Source organism: Ruegeria sp. AD2(2025), assembly GCF_056542385.1.
This window is the reverse complement of sequence record NZ_JBQFZS010000002.1, coordinates 85538-98178: the sequence shown is the minus strand read 5'-3', so window position 1 is coordinate 98178 and position 12641 is coordinate 85538. Positions and strand designations below refer to the sequence as shown.

Below are 12641 nucleotides of genomic sequence, written 5' to 3'. Positions count from 1 at the left end.
TTCCGGCGGGGCTGTAAGGAGAACCCGGAATGCAAATCCAGCGCAATTTTAACGCTTTTGTCGAAGGCTTTTCGACCCATCTGATGATCGAAGGCATCACGCCGCCGAACCTTCAGGATGTGGTCGAAGAGATCAAGGCCGGTGGCCTGATAGGCGGCGTCGATATCCCATTGGGCTTTCAGAAAATGGAAGCCATGATCAAGGTGACCGCACGCGAAAAGGAACTGATGAAGCATGTCGGTCTGGTTCCCGGCCAGCAACGCAAGATCACCTTCCGCTCTGTCGGCAAGTCCGAGATCGACGGATCGCAGCAGGACGAAGTGATCCAGATCACCGGTCGTTTGAACGCCAACAACGCGGGCTGGCAGGCCCAGTCGGTGCCGAAGGACGAATACAAGATCGGCACCATCTTTTTCTACAAGCACACGATTGATGGGCAGGTCATCCATCAGGTCGATCTGATGAACTTCATCGGGATCGTGGACGGTGTTGATGTCTGGTCGGACATCCGCAACGGCCTCGGCCTCTGATCTGAGCGCGGGGTAGAGCAGCGGTAGCTCGTCAGCCTCATAAGCTGAAGGGTGAGCGCAGCGAACGGTTCACCGCCCCCGCAACCAGTTTCAAGCGCCTTTCAAAGGGCGCTTTATTGCAAGGAAAAACGGTATGACCGAAACAGCCACCACCCCCAAGATCGAATTTGCTCCGAATGATCGGCCCCGGTTCAAAGCCGTGCCTCTGGATTTCCCGCTTCTGGTCGATGGTGAGAAGCTCGATACCATCACGGTCATGCGCAAAACCGCACGGGAAGTGGGCGAACTGCAGGACGCCATGGGCGAGAACGGATTTCAGTTCGAACGCCTGATGGCCTCTTTCACCGATCAGCCGCAGGAAGTTCTGGATGCGCTCGATCAGGACGATCACATGGAGGTGTCGGAAACAGTCCTCGATTTTTTGCCGGAGAAGGTGCGGACGGAGCTGGTCGCCGCCGGGGAGCAGATGGAAGAAATCCTGCGCCGCAAGTTCGAGGCCGAGGTCGCAGGATCGTCGCACCATGGCGACAGCTCGTCGCCAACATCGCCTACGCCTTCAAATGGGACCGAGACCAGCTCCTAGATGATTACTGGGACAACCTGTTGTCCTGGCACGCGGAGATAGAGCGCATCCACAAAGAAATGGAACCGGACCATGAGCGATCTTAGCTTTTCCATGTTGCTCCGTCTGATGGACGGATGGTCCGGCCCAGCCGACAAAGTGCGCAATTCCATGCGCCGCCTGTCCCAGAGCGCCAAGACCATGCAGCGGGATCTGGGGCGTAAGGTCAAAACCGGGTTCAGCGAGGCACAATTGGAAGCCGCACTGACCCGATCTGAAACCCGGATTTCCAAGCACCGGCAACGCCTGCTGGGTGCCGGTGCGATGGCTGTGACACTGGGCGCGCCGGTCATTCAGGCCGGGAATTATCAGGAACGGCTGATCGACTTCGCCAACCTTGCCGAGATCGGCGAGGAACGCGTCAAAAAGCTGGATGCGCAGCTCGATGCCCTACGCAAGACCACCGGGCAATCAAAGCTGGATGTCCTGCTGGGGCTGGAAGCCTACGTTGGCAAGGGTATGGGGCTGGATGAGGCACTGGCCGGGATGGAAGCCACCGGCAAGGCCGCAAAAGCATACCGCTCGGCCATGGGTGAAATGGCCAATTCCGGTTTCGCCGTCATGGACAACCTTGGTGTTGATCCCGAACGCCTGCGTCAGGCCTTCGACATTATGGCCAAATCGGGCAAGGAAGGTTCGTTCGAACTAGGAGCAATGGCCCGCAAATTCCCCGAGATCACCGCCGGGGCAAAATCCCTGAAGATGGAAGGCGTCGATTCGGTTGCATCCCTCTCGGCCGCGTTGCAGATCGCCATGAAAGCCGCCGGGTCAGAGGATCAGGCCGCAACCAACATGACGAACTTTCTGGGCAAGATCACCGCGCCCGATACCGTCAAAAAATTCCGTGATTTCGGGGTCAACGTCGAAAAGGAAATGAAGATCGCGTTGGAACGCGGCGCTGATCCTCTCGAACACATGCTCCTGGTCATCCGGGAAATGACCGGCGGCGATGCCTTCAAGATGGGTGAGCTGTTCGCCGACAAACAGGTGCTGGATTTCCTGCGCGCGATGATCCCCAACATGGAAGAATACCAGCGCATCAAACAGGAAGCCCTGGGCGCTGACGGGGTGGTTGATAAAGACTTCGAAAAGGTCATGAAGGGCTTTAACGAAGAGTGGCGTCAGCTCAAGAATTCGGTTGCTTCACTGACCACGAAATCCGGCGTGCTGCTGCCCATTTTCACCGACATCATGAGCCAGATGCGCATGGGTGTCGAAACCGTCGCGGAGTGGACCGCCGCCAATCCCGAATTGACCGAAACGCTTGTCAAAGGCACTGCCGCACTGCTGGCCTTCGGTGTTGGAGCGCGGGTGATCAGCTTTGGTCTGGCGGTTATGGGTGGCGGCCTGCTGCGCACCGCATCGCTGTTCTTCAAGTTCAACAAGGCGGGTAAAAACGTATCGCTGGTGGCGCGCAGCTATCGAACGCTTGCACGGCTGATGCGGAGTCCGTTGAAGTGGGCATTGACGCCGCTGCGTTGGACCACCTCGATAATCCCAGCGATACGCTGGGGCGCTCTGGCGGGCACTCTGAAATGGAGTAAGCTGATCACACCGCTCATGTGGGCTGGCCGTGCTGGGCTGAGGTTTATTCCAGGTATCGGTTGGGCGGCCTTGGCAGGCGAACTTATGTGGAAGCTGCTGATCAAACCTCTCGGATGGGACAAGTACATCCCCGATATCGATTGGAGCCATTGGTTTTCTTTTAACTGGTTGGACAAACTGCCTGAATGGGATTGGGGCGCGATTATCCCAGACTTAGATTTCTGGGGCGGAGGCGAACCAAAAGGGCCACGGCCTATCCGTTCGCAATCTGACCTGCTGGCGGACCGTGAGGCAGTTTCCAACGAAATAGCAGCCCTGCAAGCTCGCATTGCACAGATTAAGGATGGCCCGTTGGCCGCTACTCTGAGGCAGCCCCTGCGTGAGGAACTATTGCTGCTGCAAGCGGAACTGGCCCCGATCACCCAAGCCATCAACAGAGGCAGAGAACAAGGTCTTGCCGGACCCGGTTTGGGTAATCCAAGCGCTCAGACCGGTGTCAGCATCCAGAACAACCCGCAACTGGATGTGAAGGTCAGTCTGGACATGCCGATTTCGATCACCCGCGATCAGCAGATCAGCAATCAGGAACTGGCCAAACAGGCTGGCCAGCGGGTCGGAGCTGAAACCGAACGTGCAATCCGTCGCGGCCTCGATGACGCCGCGCTGGCGGAGTAACGCCCATGCTGTTTGCCCTTGGTCCCTTTCGCATCGCACTGGACACTCAGGCGCTGGAACGCCTCGAAGACACCGAGGACGCGCGGATCGCGGCGATGAACCGCGCGCTGACCATGCCGACCAAGCAATTCTTGGGGCCCGGTGATCGCAATATCGTCCTGGACGCGACAATCTACAAAGAGGTGCTGTCGCCCGGTGGCCCGGCCCAGATCGAGCAGATGCGCCTCTGGATGCGCAGTGGCTTGCGCGTACCGCTGATATCCCGATCGGGGCATTTCTACGGGTTCTACCTGATCCAGCAGATCGCCGCCGAAAAGACCCATGTGCTGCCCAACGGCACGTTCCAGAAGATCACAACCCAGATCACACTGACCCGCGCGCCAAGCGGGTTCAGCGTGTTTGGCATTCAGGTGTTCTGACATGGCTCGGCAATCCACATTCCCCGGGTTTGAAAGGCCGCGCCAACCCCGCCGGAAGATGATGCACGTCGCCGACGCAGGTCACATGCCGGGTGGAACCAAGGGTATCCGGTTTGTCTGTGGGCATTGCGGCCACGACACCGGCTGGATCGGCGACGAACGATCGATTTCCGAAAATAAGCGCGGCCTGCCGTGCCCGATCTGCAACCCGGCCGAGGGTGATGATCATGGCGTTTAGATGGGTGTCCAACAAACCGGACGGACGAACAAACCGTGGGTTCAAACATTCCTGGTACTTCCCGACCGAGGGCGAGGCCAAGGCCGATGCGGTCAAAAAAGCTACCGGCAAAATCGTCGATGGCGATCTACTGGCCCTGATGTGGCGGCAATTGGAAGCCGCCGGTTGGTCGATCGAAACAGAGTAGAGCAGAGAGGGAAAGAACATGAACGACGCCCTGTTGCGCGCAGCTATCGCCGAAGTCCGGCGCAGCGGCATCGCCAGCACCTCATTCATACACCGCAGCCTTCAGCTTCCCTACGTCGAGGCTGCGAAGCTCATGGCTGCCATGGAAGCCCAAGGCGTTGTCACCCAGCAAAACCACGTAGGAAAACGAGAGGTCATCCCCGTGCCCAACAAGCCCAATCCCATCATGAAGTTCTTCGACTACCGCAACCTGCCGGTAGAGCTGCAAAAGGTCAGTCGCCCGTTTGCCGAACTGGCGCGGGACATGAACGAGGACCTGCCAGACGGGCCTGAAAAGTCCGCAGGGCTGCGCAAGCTGCTGGAAGCCAAGGATTGCATGGTCCGGGCCAAAGCTGACTGACGGGGGGCTAAGGGGCGCGCAAACGCCCCTCAACACGGGGCCGAAATTCTGACAACCGACCCCGCCGACCAGATGAGTTTCATGGCCGCCCCCAACCCTGATCAGGGTAGCGGCTTAATGAGGTGAGTCGCCCTATTGAGGCAAGTGGAAATCCGATGCACGCAATGCGTGAAACTGCTTTTCAAGATGGAACCGATGGCACTGCGCGGTGTGTTGTCAATCAAATGCCCGCGCTGTCGGTCCATCAATATTCTGAGGCCATCACAGAGCCCCGAACCAGAGCGCCCAGAGCGCGATGGAAAGGAGGCCCCATGTGGCTGTTCATCCCCCCCAAAGACATGAAGACTTTCGCGGCATCAGCCTTTGCGCCGGCGTCGGAGGTCTCGACCTCGGATTGCACATCGCAGAACCCGGATATCGAACTGTGTGTTTTGTCGAGCGAAACAGTTTCGCCGCGTCCGATATCGTGGCACGGATGGCGGACGAGACCTTGGCACCGGCTGTTGTCTGGGACGATCTGCGATCCTTCGACGGCAGACCGTGGCGCGGCAGAGTTCATATCATCACTGCCGGTTATCCATGCCAGCCCTTCACCTTCTCAGGCTTGCGAAAGGGCGAGAACGACCCCCGCCACCTATGGCCGGAAGTCCGGCGCATCGCTGGTGAAATCGAACCGGAATGGCTGTTCTTCGAGAACGTCCCCGGACATCTCACCCTCGGCTTCCAAGACGTCACCCGAGATCTTCAAGGAATGGGCTACAGGGTTGCAGCGCGCGTCGTATCAGCGGCGGAAGTTGGCGGGTCGCACACCCGCGAAAGGCTGTTCATTCTGGCCCACGCCGACCTTCAAGGGATCGGGAAACCGGGCCTGCATCGTGGGCGGCCCTATGGGTATTCAGTTCAAGACGGATCAGAACCAAACCGGATCGCAGGTTGGCATCAAGAATGCGGCTTCGGCCTGGACGCTGATGTGGGAACTGATGACGGCGGCCGGGTGGACGCCGCAGCGCTTCCACTCTTCCCACCGCTTCCGGGTGATCTTGCTGAATGGGGAGAAACACTCAAGCGATCCCCTCACCTTAAACCCTGCCTTCACGGATTGGATGATGGGGTGGCCTTCGGGATGGACCGATCCGCTGCGGCGGGTAATGGAGTGGTCCCTTTGGCTGCGGCACATGCGTATTGCGCTTTGCGAGCTGAACTCGGAAGGTAACTCCGAACTACCGCAAACGGAGAATTAGAATGCGTGTTATTGCCCTTGGTCTTGTTGCTTGTTCAGCCTCGCCTTGCGTGGCTGATCAAGTAGATGATTGCATAAGATCGAACGTCGAAGTGACAGCGGCGAGTGCCGGCGTCGAAGTAGATGCGATTGGATTTGACCTTACCATCACAAACGACATGAGCGCTGATCTTGGTGGTGCGATCGTTCGCTACGAACTTTGGTCGGTTGATCGACCCAAAGCTCTGGCGGCAAGCTATACCCAGTTCTCGCATACCTTGGGTGGTGGTTTGCTTTCTGGCGAGACCGTCACTCTGAGAGAATTCGTAGGGTTGCCTGACCATACGATGGAGTTGGCGCAATCCGCATCTGACCTCAAGGTCATCGTTGAGCTAGAAAATGTGGCTGATCTGGAAATGCGGCCTATTGGCACTTCCTATGATCCGTTTGCTCTATGGGCCGAAGACCGATCAGACCAACCATGTAAGAGGAGGTCGGGTTAGCCCGATATGAAACATGCCCGAGACCTATCGCACCATCGAAGGGGATACGATCGACGCCATCGCGCACAAGCATTATGGGCGTCATGACGGCACCACAGAGATCATTCTCGAAGCGAACAGAGGTTTGGCAGACAAGCCTCTGATCCTTCCCGAGGGTCTGCTGATCACGTTGCCCGACATTGATGACAGCGCGCCTATCCAGACGGTGAAGCTCTATGATTGATCCGGCAATCCCGCTTCAAGCCCAGACCCCGACATTCCTTCTGAAGGTAGACGGAAAACCCTTTCCCTCAGAACGCGTGATGCGCATCGAGGTCTCGGACGAAGCGGGATTTGAAAGCGATGAGCTCCGGCTTGTCCTGGACGATGCACCGCCCCAGATCGCTCGGCCGAGGGAAGGCGCGCAATACGAACTGAGCCTTGGTTTCAGGGAATGGGGGCCACCGATCTATGTTGGCACCTATATCTTCGAAGAGAGCGAACGGGATGGATATGAACGAACCTTCACACTGATCGCCAAAGCCGCCGATCATGCGAAGACGCTGAAAGAGCCCAAAACCCGCGCATGGGAGGCTGTGACCTTTGGCGATATCGTCAGGTCGATTGCACAGGCTCACGGGCTCAAACCAGCGATAGCTGAGGCCTTGGCCCGGCATAGCATCCCGTATGCTGCGCAAACCGAGGAAAGCGATCAGAATTTTCTGACCCGTCTGGGCCGCAGGATTGGCGCTGTGGTTGCCCCGAAGGATGGCCACCTGCTTGTGACCGATCGGCGGTCGGGGAAAACCGCATCTGGACGCGATCTGCCCGCCATCATCGTGACCCCAATGCGCCTGGTCGGAGAGGGCGCTTATTGGGTCCGCATCAAGCCTCGGTCTCGGTTTGGTAAGGTGATCGCCCGCTGGCAGGATCGCGGCGCAGGCAAAACGCGAAAGGTGGTTCTTGAAACGGGTCGCGAAGGGCCTTCGATAACCCTTCGAGAGACCTTTCAGAGTGACCCCGAAGCCGCAAAGGCTGCGGATGCCAAAGTCAAAGAACTGCGCGCCGGAGAAGGTGAATTGTCCCTAACTCTGGTAGGCGATCCAAAAGCCCGTGCAGAGGCTCCTATCAGCGTTCTGGGCGTGGCTCCTGATGCGGATGGCGAATGGATCGCCTCTGCCGTTCGGCACGTCTGGGACTACGCTGATGGCGGGGGCGCGACGACAACGATTGAAGCAGAGTTTGGCATGGACGAAAAAGATGATAAGGATGATGCCAACAAGAAAAAGAGCAGCCGCAGGCAATCAGGTGAATACGTCTCGATCCTCGATCGATAACCGCGACGCTACAGGAAAATTTTTCCTGACAAACCAAGTGATCCAATTTGCCGGAGCAAATTTTCCGCTACATCCGGCGGGGATATTTATAGCCAGATGAAGAGCGGATCCCCTGCTTCATCTGGCCAAAAATATCCCGGGGGAGTCGCCCAACGGGCGGCGGGGGCAGAGCCCCCTCTAACCTTGCGACAAGCGCACAGGTTCGCCGTGGGGCGTGGTCAGATACGCCTCTTCCCAAGCATTGCGCAGAGCCGCGATGTCGTCGGGGGCAGCATCGCCCTGCTCGGTCAGAAGCGACTCGAGCGTTTCAAGCCAGGCGTGAAAGTAGTCGTCACCGCCATCCAGCTCTTTGTTCAAACCATTGCGTTTCAGCGTCTGCGAAAAGCGCGCGGCCCAGTCGGGCCAGTCAAAGCGGCCCGCTTCGCTCAGCGCTACGGTGACGGCAAAGACCTGCGCGTGCCAGGGTTCGGCGAAGACAGGCTCGGGCGCGGAATGGGTGATACACTCGTTCATGCCGGTTCCAGATAGGATTGCCACAGGTCCAGCACGACCTCATCGCGGGAGTGTTCCGGATCGGCCCAAAGCTCGGACGCGGGGAATACCACCGCGTAAAGCGGCTCGGGCGCTTCGCCCAGCCCATGCGCGTTGGAATCGGGCAGAACGTGGGTGCCGTGCAGGCGCAAGATGCGGCCCGTTGCTCCGGCGGCATAGATCGGCAGGCGGGTATGGCCACCCTCGACCAGCCGGTTTGCGGTGGGGCGGACGGTGCGGACGGCTTGCCCGGCCTCGAACTGCACGGCGACATTCGACGGACGATCTGCCGGGCCGCCTCTGGCCAGCGCGGTCGCCACATTCTCGGCCTTAAGCTTGCGCGAGGCCAGCGGGTGACCCGTGTCCGCAGCTTCTCCACGCAGATCATCCAGTGTCAGCACGCCCTGCTTCACCAGCAGGTCGGCCAGTCCGGCCATCCATTTCTCATAATAGGAAAACCGGGCGTAATCCTTGGGCGACAGGCATTCACGCGCATGACGCGAGACGTCGATATTCCATTGCCCCAGAAAGCCCGAGGCCAGAGTCACCGCCAGCGCCCGCGCGTGCCAGTCCTCGGCAAAGATCGGGGCATCCTCGGCTTCAGGGTTGATCGGACCATCGCCAAACCGTCCGCCCATATCATGCACACGGGTCATGAGGGCACCCGCGCCAGTCCGGTGCCGATCATGCTGTCGCGGCTGACCAGCGCGGCCAACGCGTCCTCGCTTAGCCCCTCGGTCCCTTCCGGGCGCATCGGCAGCACGAGATAGCGCATCTCGGCGGTCGAATCCCAGACACGAACCGAGGTCTCCTCAGGCAGCGTCACGCCGAATTCAGCCAGCACCTTTCGTGGCTCGCGCACCGCGCGGGCGCGGTAGGCATCGGATTTGTACCAGCCCGGAGGAATACCCAGCAGCGGCCACGGATAGCAACTGCACAAGGTACAGACGACCATGTTGTGCTGTTCCGGCGTGTTCTCGACCACCACCATGTGCTCCCCCTGACGGCCAAAATAGCCCAGATCGGCCACAACCGGTGTGGCATCCTCAAGCAAGGCCGCCTTGAATGCGGGATCGCTCCACGCCTTGGCAACGACGCGGGCACCGTTCTGGGGGCCGATCCGGTTCTGATAGGTGTCGATGATTTCATCGAGTGCTTCCGGATCGATCAGCCCCTTGCGGGTCAGAATCGTCTCAAGCGCTTTGACGCGCAGCGCAGGTTCAGGAGGCAAAAGGGCGTGCGGGTGGTCGTGATCGTCATGTGGCATGAGACGCAGCCTGCGTTACAGATCAACGCCCTGTCCAGTCCCTTTGCCGTGATGTGCAACATCACCATCCGTGATGCCAACTCGTCCCTTGCCCCCGGAACCAAACTTGCATAAGTACCACGCGATACACGCCACGCTGTACGGGACACCCATGGAAAACGTCGTTCTCATCATCCATCTTCTTCTGGCCCTTGGCCTGATCGCCGTCGTTCTGATGCAGCGGTCCGAAGGTGGAGGCCTTGGCATGGGCGGCGGCGGTGGCGGCGCTATGACAGGCCGTGCCGCAGCAACCGCGTTGGGCAAGGTCACATGGATTCTGGCCGGGTGTTTCATCGTCACCTCGATCACGCTGACCATCCTGGCGGCCCAGAAATCTTCGGGCAGCTCGGTCATCGACCGTCTGGGCGTTCCCGCCCCGGCCGCGACCGAGGAAAGCGCGCCCGCGGTTCCGGCGGCGGATGACCTGCTTCCGCCGGCGCAGGGCGACAATGCACCGCTGATCCCGCAAGCGGACTGAGCCACAAAACCTAGAATTACGGAGGAGAACTGCAACAGCATCTTGCGGTTCTCTTGCGCTTTGGGCGCGAATCCTTTATACGTGAAGTCCCGTGATGCTGCGGTTTTTTCAAGCCGTCGGGCAGCAGATAATGACCTCTCACGGGAGCAGCCGAAAAATCATGGCGCGTTTTATATTCATCACTGGTGGTGTGGTTTCGTCCTTGGGCAAAGGGCTGGCCTCGGCGGCCTTGGGCGCGTTGTTGCAGGCCCGGGGATACTCGGTGCGGCTGCGCAAGCTGGACCCCTATCTGAACGTCGATCCCGGCACCATGTCGCCCTTTGAACATGGCGAAGTGTTCGTGACCGATGACGGCGCCGAGACCGATCTGGACCTCGGTCACTACGAACGCTTCACCGGTGTGGCGGCGCGTAAGACCGACTCGGTCAGTTCCGGTCGGATTTATTCGAATGTGCTCGAGAAGGAACGCCGCGGCGATTACCTCGGCAAGACCATTCAGGTGATCCCCCACGTCACCAACGAGATCAAGGATTTCATCGCCATCGGCGAGGATGAGGTCGATTTCATGCTCTGTGAGATCGGCGGCACCGTGGGCGACATCGAAGGCCTGCCCTTTTTCGAAGCCATCCGTCAGTTCAGCCAAGACAAGCCGCGCGGCCAGTGCCTGTTCATGCACCTGACCCTGTTGCCCTACATCAAGGCATCAGGCGAGCTGAAAACCAAACCGACCCAGCACTCGGTCAAGGAGTTGCGGTCCATCGGTCTGGCCCCCGACATTCTGGTCTGCCGCTCCGAAGGCCCGATCCCGAAGAAAGAACGTGAGAAGCTCGCCCTGTTCTGCAACGTCCGCCCCGACAGCGTGATCGCGGCGCAGGATTTGTCCACCATCTACGACGCCCCTCTGGCCTATCACAAGGAAGGTCTGGATCAGGCGGTTCTGGACGCATTCCAGATCAGCCCTGCCCCCAAACCCGATCTGGCCAAATGGGAAGACGTCAGCGACCGCATCCACAACGCCGAAGGCGAGGTCAAGGTGGCCATCGTCGGCAAATACACTCAGCTGGAAGACGCCTATAAGTCGATTGCCGAGGCCCTGACCCATGGCGGCATGGCCAACCGCGTCCGCGTCAAGATCGAATGGGTCGACGCCGAGGTGTTCGACACCGAAGACGCCGCCCCTTATCTGGAAGGCTTCCACGCCATCCTCGTCCCCGGCGGGTTCGGTGAGCGTGGCACCGAGGGTAAAATCAAGGCTGCCCAATACGCGCGCGAGCATAAAGTGCCCTATCTGGGCATCTGCCTTGGAATGCAGATGGCGGTGATCGAAGCTGCCCGGAATGCGGCGGGCATAACCGAGGCGGGTTCGGAAGAATTCGACCACGAGGCTGGGAAAAAACGTTTTGAACCGGTGGTTTATCACCTCAAGGAATGGGTGCAGGGCAACCACAAGGTTGAACGCAAGGTCGGTGACGACAAGGGCGGCACCATGCGTCTGGGCGCCTATGACGCGGTTCTGGCCGATGGATCGAAAGTGGCCGAGGTCTATGGCCGCACCGCGATCGAGGAACGCCACCGTCACCGGTACGAGGTCGATATCAAGTACCGCGACAAGCTGGAAAAGGCTGGCCTGAATTTCTCGGGCATGTCGCCCGATGGCCGCCTGCCCGAGATTGTCGAATGGTCGGATCACCCTTGGTTCATCGGCGTTCAGTACCACCCGGAGCTGAAATCCAAACCCTTCGACCCGCACCCCCTGTTCCGCGAATTCGTGCGCGCCGCGAAAGACACCTCGCGACTGGTCTGATCACGCGATTGTATGCCTCGGCGCGAAACATCTTTACGCGCCGAGGGTTTGCACGGTTAACTGCCGCCATAGCAGCGACAGGAGACCGGCCATGACCGACCAGATGACTCACGCGAAACAGTTTGCCGCCCTGCACAAGAAGGGCGATCCGGTCATCCTCTATAACATCTGGGACGCGGGCAGCGCCGCCGCCGTGCGCGACGCGGGGGCCAAAGCCATCGCCACCGGCAGCGCGCCGGTCGCCATGGCGCAGGGCTTTGCCGACGGGCAGAACTTTCCCTTTGATGCGGCGCTGGAAAACGCCCGCCGCATCGTGAACACGGTGGATCTTCCAGTCACGATGGACCTAGAAGGGGCCTATGCCGAGGATACGTTCGGTATCTCGGCCAATGTGACACGCGCGCTGGAGACCGGCGTGATCGGGTTTAACTTCGAAGACCAGATCGTTGGCACCAAACAGCTTTATGACATCGAAACCCAATCCGCCCGCGTTGCCGCCATGCGCGAAAGCTGCGATGCCGCCGGTATTCCGGCCTTCATCAACGCCCGCACCGATATCTTCCTCAAGGCAGCGCCCGATACTCATGACGAGGCGATGCTGGACGACGCCATGGCCCGCGCGCAGGCCTATGCCGAGGCCGGTGCCAGCGGCTTCTTCGCCCCCGGCCTCAAGGACGAGGCGATGATCCGCCGTCTGTGCGAGGCCACCGACCTGCCCGTCAACATTATCGCCCTGCCCGGCACCCCCGACACCGCCACGCTGGCGGGGCTTGGCGTGGCGCGCATCAGCTATGGCCCGGTGCCCTACAGGCAGATGACCGCCTGGCTGCAGGATCAGGCCCGCGCGGCGCTGCAATCGGGCGGCTGAT

Annotated in this window: 18 protein-coding genes and 1 tRNA gene; 16 read left to right on the top strand and 3 right to left on the bottom strand. The window is 59.7% G+C overall.

The window, feature by feature from the left end:
- Positions 1-29 precede the first annotated feature (29 nt).
- The 13 genes from ACR1XV_RS05545 (at position 30) to ACR1XV_RS05485 (ending at position 7653) form a co-directional block, all read left to right on the top strand.
- Complete coding sequence (locus ACR1XV_RS05545; RefSeq protein ID WP_480529396.1) at positions 30-530, top strand: phage major tail tube protein; 501 nt, start codon at positions 30-32, stop codon at positions 528-530.
- Positions 531-536: 6 nt separating this feature from the next.
- Positions 537-617, top strand: a tRNA-Met gene (locus ACR1XV_RS05540).
- A gap of 46 nt (positions 618-663) precedes the next feature.
- Positions 664-1113: a phage tail assembly protein gene (locus ACR1XV_RS05535; RefSeq protein WP_480529395.1), complete on the top strand. Its 450-nt coding sequence runs from the start codon at positions 664-666 to the stop codon at positions 1111-1113.
- A gap of 72 nt (positions 1114-1185) precedes the next feature.
- Positions 1186-3372 (top strand): phage tail tape measure protein, encoded by a 2187-nt coding sequence (locus ACR1XV_RS05530; RefSeq protein ID WP_480529394.1) that lies wholly within the window; start codon positions 1186-1188, stop codon positions 3370-3372.
- Positions 3373-3377: 5 nt separating this feature from the next.
- Complete coding sequence (locus tag ACR1XV_RS05525) at positions 3378-3791, top strand: phage tail protein (RefSeq protein WP_480529393.1); 414 nt, start codon at positions 3378-3380, stop codon at positions 3789-3791.
- Between the two features lies 1 nt (position 3792).
- On the top strand, positions 3793-4029 hold the full coding sequence (locus tag ACR1XV_RS05520; protein ID WP_480529392.1) for a hypothetical protein: 237 nt from the start codon (positions 3793-3795) through the stop codon (positions 4027-4029).
- Positions 4019-4216, top strand: a complete 198-nt coding sequence (locus ACR1XV_RS05515) for a hypothetical protein (protein WP_480529391.1) — start codon at positions 4019-4021, stop codon at positions 4214-4216. Before ACR1XV_RS05520 ends, ACR1XV_RS05515 begins: the two co-directional genes overlap by 11 nt.
- A gap of 18 nt (positions 4217-4234) precedes the next feature.
- Entirely contained in the window at positions 4235-4615 is a 381-nt protein-coding gene (locus ACR1XV_RS05510) for a DNA translocase FtsK (RefSeq protein WP_480529390.1), read from the top strand.
- A 144-nt stretch (positions 4616-4759) separates the two neighbouring features.
- On the top strand, positions 4760-4957 hold the full coding sequence (locus ACR1XV_RS05505; RefSeq protein WP_480529827.1) for a Com family DNA-binding transcriptional regulator: 198 nt from the start codon (positions 4760-4762) through the stop codon (positions 4955-4957).
- Positions 4929-5828, top strand: a complete 900-nt coding sequence (locus ACR1XV_RS05500; RefSeq protein ID WP_480529389.1) for a DNA cytosine methyltransferase — start codon at positions 4929-4931, stop codon at positions 5826-5828. Before ACR1XV_RS05505 ends, ACR1XV_RS05500 begins: the two co-directional genes overlap by 29 nt.
- 29 nt (positions 5829-5857) lie before the next feature.
- Positions 5858-6337 (top strand): hypothetical protein, encoded by a 480-nt coding sequence (locus tag ACR1XV_RS05495; RefSeq protein ID WP_480529388.1) that lies wholly within the window; start codon positions 5858-5860, stop codon positions 6335-6337.
- A gap of 13 nt (positions 6338-6350) precedes the next feature.
- Positions 6351-6560, top strand: a complete 210-nt coding sequence (locus ACR1XV_RS05490) for a tail protein X (RefSeq protein ID WP_480529387.1) — start codon at positions 6351-6353, stop codon at positions 6558-6560.
- Positions 6553-7653, top strand: coding sequence for a phage late control D family protein (locus ACR1XV_RS05485; protein ID WP_480529386.1), 1101 nt, complete (start codon positions 6553-6555; stop codon positions 7651-7653). Before ACR1XV_RS05490 ends, ACR1XV_RS05485 begins: the two co-directional genes overlap by 8 nt.
- Before the next feature lie 177 nt (positions 7654-7830).
- Here ACR1XV_RS05485 and ACR1XV_RS05480 read toward each other — a convergent pair whose 3' ends face one another.
- Genes ACR1XV_RS05480 through nthA form a run of 3 tightly spaced genes read right to left on the bottom strand, consistent with a single transcriptional unit; the run spans position 7831 to position 9451 of the window.
- Positions 7831-8166 (bottom strand): nitrile hydratase accessory protein, encoded by a 336-nt coding sequence (locus ACR1XV_RS05480; protein ID WP_480529385.1) that lies wholly within the window; start codon positions 8164-8166, stop codon positions 7831-7833.
- A complete protein-coding gene (nthB, locus tag ACR1XV_RS05475; RefSeq protein WP_480529384.1) occupies positions 8163-8840 on the bottom strand; it encodes a nitrile hydratase subunit beta in 678 nt (225 codons plus the stop codon). Before nthB ends, ACR1XV_RS05480 begins: the two co-directional genes overlap by 4 nt.
- A complete protein-coding gene (nthA, locus tag ACR1XV_RS05470) occupies positions 8837-9451 on the bottom strand; it encodes a nitrile hydratase subunit alpha (RefSeq protein WP_480529383.1) in 615 nt (204 codons plus the stop codon). The genes nthB and nthA overlap by 4 nt, the downstream gene beginning before the upstream one ends.
- A 151-nt stretch (positions 9452-9602) precedes the next feature.
- Here nthA and secG point away from each other — a divergent pair, with 151 nt between their 5' ends.
- The 3 genes from secG (at position 9603) to ACR1XV_RS05455 (ending at position 12640) form a co-directional block, all read left to right on the top strand.
- Positions 9603-9968: a preprotein translocase subunit SecG gene (gene secG / locus ACR1XV_RS05465; protein WP_480529825.1), complete on the top strand. Its 366-nt coding sequence runs from the start codon at positions 9603-9605 to the stop codon at positions 9966-9968.
- Between the two features lie 160 nt (positions 9969-10128).
- Complete coding sequence (locus tag ACR1XV_RS05460) at positions 10129-11772, top strand: CTP synthase (protein WP_480529382.1); 1644 nt, start codon at positions 10129-10131, stop codon at positions 11770-11772.
- Between the two features lie 91 nt (positions 11773-11863).
- Complete coding sequence (locus tag ACR1XV_RS05455; RefSeq protein ID WP_480529381.1) at positions 11864-12640, top strand: isocitrate lyase/PEP mutase family protein; 777 nt, start codon at positions 11864-11866, stop codon at positions 12638-12640.
- The last annotated feature ends 1 nt before the right edge of the window (position 12641 follow it).

What these genes read in the sequence shown, in the direction of transcription:
- ACR1XV_RS05545 (WP_480529396.1), top strand. Translation starts at nt 30, where the DNA reads ATGCAAATCCAGCGCAATTTTAACGCTTTTGTCGAAGGCTTTTCGACC.
- ACR1XV_RS05535 (WP_480529395.1), top strand. Translation starts at nt 664, where the DNA reads ATGACCGAAACAGCCACCACCCCCAAGATCGAATTTGCTCCGAATGAT.
- ACR1XV_RS05530 (WP_480529394.1), top strand. Translation starts at nt 1,186, where the DNA reads ATGAGCGATCTTAGCTTTTCCATGTTGCTCCGTCTGATGGACGGATGG.
- ACR1XV_RS05525 (WP_480529393.1), top strand. Translation starts at nt 3,378, where the DNA reads ATGCTGTTTGCCCTTGGTCCCTTTCGCATCGCACTGGACACTCAGGCG.
- ACR1XV_RS05520 (WP_480529392.1), top strand. Translation starts at nt 3,793, where the DNA reads ATGGCTCGGCAATCCACATTCCCCGGGTTTGAAAGGCCGCGCCAACCC.
- ACR1XV_RS05515 (WP_480529391.1), top strand. Translation starts at nt 4,019, where the DNA reads ATGGCGTTTAGATGGGTGTCCAACAAACCGGACGGACGAACAAACCGT.
- ACR1XV_RS05510 (WP_480529390.1), top strand. Translation starts at nt 4,235, where the DNA reads ATGAACGACGCCCTGTTGCGCGCAGCTATCGCCGAAGTCCGGCGCAGC.
- ACR1XV_RS05495 (WP_480529388.1), top strand. Translation starts at nt 5,858, where the DNA reads ATGCGTGTTATTGCCCTTGGTCTTGTTGCTTGTTCAGCCTCGCCTTGC.
- ACR1XV_RS05490 (WP_480529387.1), top strand. Translation starts at nt 6,351, where the DNA reads ATGCCCGAGACCTATCGCACCATCGAAGGGGATACGATCGACGCCATC.
- ACR1XV_RS05485 (WP_480529386.1), top strand. Translation starts at nt 6,553, where the DNA reads ATGATTGATCCGGCAATCCCGCTTCAAGCCCAGACCCCGACATTCCTT.
- ACR1XV_RS05480 (WP_480529385.1), bottom strand. Translation starts at nt 8,166, where the DNA reads ATGAACGAGTGTATCACCCATTCCGCGCCCGAGCCTGTCTTCGCCGAA.
- nthB (WP_480529384.1), bottom strand. Translation starts at nt 8,840, where the DNA reads ATGACCCGTGTGCATGATATGGGCGGACGGTTTGGCGATGGTCCGATC.
- nthA (WP_480529383.1), bottom strand. Translation starts at nt 9,451, where the DNA reads ATGCCACATGACGATCACGACCACCCGCACGCCCTTTTGCCTCCTGAA.
- secG (WP_480529825.1), top strand. Translation starts at nt 9,603, where the DNA reads ATGGAAAACGTCGTTCTCATCATCCATCTTCTTCTGGCCCTTGGCCTG.
- ACR1XV_RS05460 (WP_480529382.1), top strand. Translation starts at nt 10,129, where the DNA reads ATGGCGCGTTTTATATTCATCACTGGTGGTGTGGTTTCGTCCTTGGGC.
- ACR1XV_RS05455 (WP_480529381.1), top strand. Translation starts at nt 11,864, where the DNA reads ATGACCGACCAGATGACTCACGCGAAACAGTTTGCCGCCCTGCACAAG.